General features: G+C 40.2%; 5 protein-coding genes. All 5 read right to left on the bottom strand.

The features are described 5' to 3' along the window. On the bottom strand, positions 1-223 hold a 223-nt coding region (locus tag ACIQ2X_RS16050; RefSeq protein WP_396179992.1), incomplete at its 3' end, for a hypothetical protein. 50 nt (positions 224-273) lie between these two features. After that, the gene (locus tag ACIQ2X_RS16055; RefSeq protein WP_396179993.1) at positions 274-930 is read right to left on the bottom strand and encodes a hypothetical protein; all 657 of its coding nucleotides are present in this window, start codon (positions 928-930) and stop codon (positions 274-276) included. A gap of 90 nt (positions 931-1,020) precedes the next feature. Further along, positions 1,021-1,299, bottom strand: a complete 279-nt coding sequence (locus ACIQ2X_RS16060) for a hypothetical protein (RefSeq protein ID WP_396179994.1) — start codon at positions 1,297-1,299, stop codon at positions 1,021-1,023. Between the two features lie 163 nt (positions 1,300-1,462). Beyond that, positions 1,463-3,676, bottom strand: coding sequence for a hypothetical protein (locus ACIQ2X_RS16065; RefSeq protein WP_396179995.1), 2,214 nt, complete (start codon positions 3,674-3,676; stop codon positions 1,463-1,465). A gap of 9 nt (positions 3,677-3,685) precedes the next feature. Beyond that, positions 3,686-4,983, bottom strand: a 1,298-nt coding sequence (locus ACIQ2X_RS16070) for a DnaB-like helicase C-terminal domain-containing protein (protein ID WP_396179996.1), incomplete at its 5' end; no start/stop codon positions are given.

The following is a 4,983-nucleotide window of genomic DNA, read 5'->3' on the forward strand; positions in this document are numbered from 1 at the left end:
GTAGCCATTCTTTTACCACTGAACAACCTCCATAAGAAGGGTCACTACTTAACTTTTTATTACTATAACAGCGGTCAATCATACAACGCCATTTCAAGTAATATGGACAAATCCATTCAAGTTTTTGGGTTCCCTTCCCCCTCCCTTTCGCTACACGTACTTTCTTTTGTACTACATAGCTAACATCAACCACTCCTACGCCACAAACTAATCTTGTTTTCATAATTAAACTACCTTGTTAACCAACGTCCTTGTTAGTTTGCGATACGACCTTTAGAATGGGTCGCTTGAGTCGTCAACGTCAGTAATGACACCAGTAGCTTTCTTGCCTGAGCCTTGCGTTGGCTTAGCTTCAGGAGTAGAAGCGCTTGTAGAGCTTCCTGTTGCGTCTGTTTGCTTGTTTACAACCTTAGCCGCTGGTGCCTCTGCCACAGAAGTTACACCGAATGCACCACCAACAACAGCACCAGATTTATACTCAATCAAGTCTTCAATCAAAATAGAATCTAACTGACTAAATGTTCCGAAGTCATTACTACGCACTGTGTAAGCTGCTTTACCTTTACTACCATTAGCGGGCAATGTATCGAACGTAATGTCTTTAGGCTCACCATCTGTTGCCAAGAACACACGAGGACGGTAACGCTGATCAAGCTCTTTACCATTCTTAATATGTGGCTTCTTCAGCTTCAGAACATACTGCTCATCTTGGTCTGGGAATGGAAGCTCCATCTTAAACTTATCAGTGAACTCATCGTTCTCTACAACCTTGGCTTTCTGTTTAGGGAAAGCTTTATTCCACTCTTTAGCCTGAGCCTTAGATACTACACAATCAACTGTGAACTCAGAATCAGTGGACTGATACTTATTCACCGGAGATTGGATTTTTACATAAGCGAAAACTACGTTATCAATAATTGTATTAGACATATTTACCTCGATATATTATTTACATTTTCCTACATTGTAGGGATTTCTTGTTTACTTAGGTTTGTTCAGCTCTCGCAGAACATAAGGTGCTTAATTGCTACTGTTGAAACGACTCAGCAGAGCGTAAATCTTACTACGACCACTGATTGTCTTCTCAATATTCTTCCGTTTCTTCTGATAATCTGGAGAATTCGCAAAACGATTGTTACTCAAATCATCATAGAAATTCTCAATGAAAATCAATTGCTGTGTCAATTCAAATTGTTGTAGATCTTGCATTGTTTTCTCCTTAATTATAACCAACCCAGCACACCACCAAGAGGTGCTACGAAAATACCAACCACTCGCAACACTTCTAACGTTGTCCATTGAGCTAATTCTGGACCACCTACAAGAGCTACGATATTCATCACCCAACCGATTACTAAGCCGATTACCACAGCGAAGTAAGTTAACGCTAGACCAACAGGCCAATTCTGTGTATTACGCATTTCATTTCTCCTTTGTTAAAACGTGCAGCAATTATAGCACGTTATTCTGTTGTGTCAACATCTTCTTGTGAAGAATTTTCATCAGCAAAATTGATGAGTTTCCAAGCACGTTCAACGTAATAATCATAATCAACATCCCAGACAAAATCATTGATGTCGTTTACAACCTTACACTTCCAACCAGCCTCAATGAAGAATCTACGGTCTTCACAAGGAGTATTCACTGTATGACTGAAAGTATATCCTTTCTTTTCATACTTTGCAATATCTACAGCAGAAGAAATTGTAACTTCTTCCATTGTCAGATGATTCACCCACACTTGTTCTTCCTTGAACTCAGCTAATGGTGGCATCACCTTAACCAAATCACCACCTGACTTAGACACGTAGTAACGACAAATGTTTTGTGTCTGATGGTCAACACCTTCTTCATCTACGATTACGAGTTTACTACTACGTGGTACCTTCGTACGACTACAAAAGTCAAACTTATTATCGTGTGTTCGGATGTAGTCTTCCGGTAAAATACCATCAACCAAATACTTCTCTGCCATGATCTTAACAATCAGCGCTGAGTGATTTTTATGATTAGGTAAATCCTTCCATTCGTAACGACCTTTCTGTTTCAAACTACCGTCCAATTTAACAGCGGTATAGCTGTTTACATCAGCTACAACAACCTTACTGTAATCACAGCGCTCGAACAGTAACTTGGTGATAGCTTCAAACTCTTTAATCTTTTGAGTGAAAAGTTCCTCATCTTTCCGCTTACAACGGAATGTGATACCATCAGTATTCACAGCGATAATCTGCATATTAGGAATACTCAGCAATCGCTCCACCATCATATAGATACACAGTTGACCATTGACTGTGATAGTCATCGTAAACTTCGGGTCGTAAAACGGATGATACTCACTGTTAGAATTTCCGTACGATCCATTCAAAGCGAGCTTAATCATCGCGTTCTCAGCAGATTTCTTGTCAAATGTCTTACGTAGCTCGAACAATTGCTGGTATATGTCACAAAACTCAACACCTAAATGTTCTGGATAAACTTTGTTCTGGATTGAGATCGACGGGTACATGCTCTGGATATCAATGTCCACAATCATATATTCGTCATCAGCTACAACAACTTGCTTCTCTAATGAAGCGTGAGCACCACCAGTTCCTGATACATAACATAACCCATCAATCACCACATTCAGAGCATCAGCAATCCGATAGTTGAACCAATACGCTTTCTTGAATCCACCACCATCTTTCTTAGGTAATTTAGCTTTCAGTTCAACTTCTTCCACCCAACCCAAAGGGTATTGTTTTAACATCTCATCAATTTCTTTCTGAGTTGGTTTGTTCTTGAACTTGATACGCTTGGTTGTCATCAAAGCATATTTAGCCACATCACCAAGTTCATGTTCGGGAATATCTGAGAACACTCCTTTGGTTTCTGTAATACGTTGGCGCTTCAACCATTCAAGAATAGCGTTAAACTCAGGTCGCTCAAACTTAATATAAGGGAAAATACAATCCACTAAATCAATGTATGTTCGCTTTGTTTTACGTGGCTTACCTTGACTATCATAGCAGTTGATACCAGCTTTTTCCAACTCCATAATGAAGAACTCACTACCAATCTTCGTGTCGTTCCAATTCAGAGCATTGAATCCATACTTCTTCTGTAAATCTAAACGGAATTCAATCTGAGCTTTACAGTTCTCAAAGAACTTCACTGTCTCCTTAACGTCATGGCAGTTGTACTTACACAACTCATCCATTTCAGTGTGAGTCAAGTGCTTCCCAACAGGGAAAGGTAAATCTTCAATGTTGTTTGAGCGTGAATTAAACTCAATCATCTTCAAAGATGTAGCCTTTGCCTTGTTGTCGAAGTGGTTCATTTTAAACAAATCGAGCTGTTGTAATAAACGGTCTTTCTCTCTGATTTGATACTGCCATTTGTTATCACCATAACCTGACTGAATAACTTTCATAGCGTAGTCGTAAATCTCACCAACCGTCATGGTTTTATTCTTCAGCAACTGTTGCAACACTGGCTCGTCAAAGCCTAGTCCATTGTACGACACCATAACGCCGTTCTGTCTACGAATGCCGCGTAAATATTCAAACATCTCATTACGTTGATCTTTACGTGAGGAAATCTCAAACAGTTTCATCTTACGTGTTTGCATGTCTGCGACACAACATAGGTAACAGTTCGGGTAGGTCTCGAGGTCATAAACAAACCAATTCATTACATCTCCTTAAAAATCTGATTCAAATACCTCACTTTCATCATAAGGAGGTTCTGGTTCTGCCGTATCTGGGTCGAATGGTGGAATAGGTATTTCATCCAAAACAACTGGTTGTTGTACGTATTCAGGATTCACTTGCCTACTCTGACTAAAGAAATCATCTCTATCATACACTTGTCGTGTAGCGCCGTCATAATACCATACACCTGCTTCACCTGTTGTTCCTCTGCGACACTTCGGCATTTCTACGTATGTGGAATTGCGTTCAATCTCACATGATTCCATCTTATCACGATTGATCACAATGTTAATGTGAGCTGACTGTACGAAAGATCCTGTCCCTAGTGCTTCGTACTCCGTTGTCTTACGCAGCTTACCTTCCTTATCTCGCTCAGGCTTCTTCGTGTGCAATACGTTGACAATACTAACACCTGACTTAACAAAGTTTCTTTCCCAAGCTAAAAACTTCTCTTGTTCATCTTGTGGTAAGAAACGAACTAAGTCTGTCAGAACGTCAATGATTACAATGTTACAATCGTATTGTTTCACACCACGCTCAATCAACTTCTTCAGCGATTCAATGTTGCCTTCGCGGTCATCAAGAATACGGAAGCGTTCGTTGTATTCATCGTCGTGGAATAAGTTTTCATTGAGCGCTTTCACATCATCGCGCTGTAAGTAGTTCCAAGCATCCATACCGTCATCAAACCAATCGAGGTTCTTCTGCATGTGCAATGATAATAAGTCTACAGCATATTCACCAGCGGTTGCTTCGAGAGAGATGATTAATGGTTTCATCCCTTCAGTGAATATCCAGTGATAAATCATGTTGTTTACGTGTGTAGACTTACCACACGATGTTGAACCTATGATGTTGACAATCCTACCGTTTGTGGAGAATGCTCGTTTCATCATCTTTTCCATTCGCCACATATACGACGGTAATGTGATTTTCTGTGCAGTCAACACTTCTTCCACATCAGCCATGATTTCATTGGATGACTTCAAACCCGCATCCACGTATGATTTAGCGTTGAAAAAGTCTTTGATAATCTGATCACCACTACCGTCTTCTAACAGCTTGTGTGGGTCTTTAGCTGACCAATACACAATCTTCACCTTCTCTGACGGTAGAATCTTCAGCATGTTCTCTGTAGCTTCTTTGCCCGCAGCATCGTTATCTAAACCAACATAGATTTCTTCGTAACGGTCTAAGAAATCGTAGTTGTTCTGACACTGACTGGCTGCACTACCTTCACCACACGTAGGACTAACTACATGGACACCGTACTTCTTCAGCAATCCGT

Origin of the sequence: Flavobacterium sp. (assembly GCF_044368625.1) — a bacterium.
In the GTDB taxonomy this organism is placed as follows: Bacteria; Bacteroidota; Bacteroidia; order Flavobacteriales; family Flavobacteriaceae; genus Flavobacterium.

Coding starts and splice junctions, on each gene's coding strand:
- ACIQ2X_RS16055 (WP_396179993.1), bottom strand. CDS start 930: ATGTCTAATACAATTATTGATAACGTAGTTTTCGCTTATGTAAAAATC.
- ACIQ2X_RS16065 (WP_396179995.1), bottom strand. CDS start 3,676: ATGAATTGGTTTGTTTATGACCTCGAGACCTACCCGAACTGTTACCTA.
- ACIQ2X_RS16060 (WP_396179994.1), bottom strand. CDS start 1,299: ATGGACAACGTTAGAAGTGTTGCGAGTGGTTGGTATTTTCGTAGCACC.